Raw genomic sequence first — 1,166 nt, 5'->3', positions numbered from 1 at the left:
GCCCTGGACGAGGCCGGCTGGGCCCGCATCGAACGCGCCCTCGACGCGGGCCCTGGACGAGGCCGGCTGGGCCCGCATCGAACGCGCCCTCGACGCCCTGCTCGCCGCCTTCCCGGAGTAGCGGGAGCGGAGCGCCGCCTGAGGCGTTGCCGTCTGCATGGACGCCAGCCTCGCCCCTGATCGCCGCCGTGAGGCCGACTACGCCCGCGATCTCGGCCGGGCGTTCGGCGGCGCGCTGCTGTTCAGCCTGCCCCTGCTGATGACCATGGAAATGTGGTGGTTCGGCTTCATCCTCGACGGCGTGAGGCTGACCGCCTTCCTGCTCCTGTCCCTCCCCCTGCTGGTCGGCCTGGCCTACTACGCCGGTTTCAGCGCCCGCCATCGCGGCCTCGGCCATGCCCTGCTCGACACCTTCGTCGCCCTGGCCGTCGGCTTCATCACCGCCGCCATCGTGCTCGCCCTGTTCGGGGTGCTCGAGCCCGGCGCCCCGCCCCGCCAGATCGCCGGCCAGATCGTCCTTCAGGCCGTCGCCGGGGCCATGGGCGCCCTGCTCGCCGGCCGTCAGCTCAGCGCGGGCGAGTCAGAGGTGGGGGAGGAGGAGCAGGCCGCCTATCCCGGCGAGCTGTTCCTGATGGTCGCCGGGGCGCTGTTCCTCGCCCTCAACATGGCGCCGACCGAGGAGATGATCCTGATCGCCTACCGCATGACCGCCGTCCACGTGACCGCGCTCGTGGCCGTGTCGCTGCTGGTCATGCACGCCATCGTCTACCGCGTCGGCTTCGCCGGTCAGGAGGAAAGCGACCGGCCGCTGGCCGCCTTCGTCCACTTCACCCTCGCCGGCTACGGCCTCGTCCTGCTGACCAGTCTCTATGTGCTGTGGGTGTTCGGACGCACCGAGGGCCACGGCCTGGCCGAGATCGTGGACGCCGTGGTGGTCCTGTCCTTCCCCGGCGCGATCGGCGCCGCCGCGGCCCGGTTGCTCGTCTGATGGCCGCCCGCAGGAAATCTCCGGCCGCCCAGGCCGCGCCCGCCCGGCTGGAGTGGATCATGGGCGGCCTCGGCCTGCTGCTGGTGCTGGCGGTGCTGGTCCTCACCGCGATCGAGGCGTCCGGCCCCCGCGACCCGGCCCGGCTCGACGCCCGGCTCGGCGAGGTCCGCCCCGCCGG

The 1,166-nt window shown here is 73.2% G+C and carries 1 protein-coding gene; it reads left to right on the top strand.

Going from position 1 to position 1,166, the window contains the following annotated elements; genetic code table 11:
- Positions 1-157 precede the first annotated feature (157 nt).
- Positions 158-988 carry a TIGR02587 family membrane protein gene (locus QQJ79_RS15365; protein ID WP_284223803.1) on the top strand — a complete coding sequence of 277 codons (831 nt, stop codon included), beginning with the start codon at positions 158-160 and terminating at the stop codon, positions 986-988.
- Positions 989-1,166 lie beyond the last annotated feature (178 nt).

It is taken from the genome of Brevundimonas denitrificans (genome assembly GCF_030160755.1).
In the GTDB taxonomy this organism is placed as follows: Bacteria; Pseudomonadota; Alphaproteobacteria; order Caulobacterales; family Caulobacteraceae; genus Brevundimonas; species Brevundimonas denitrificans.
This window is presented reverse-complemented; position numbering and strand designations above follow the sequence as displayed.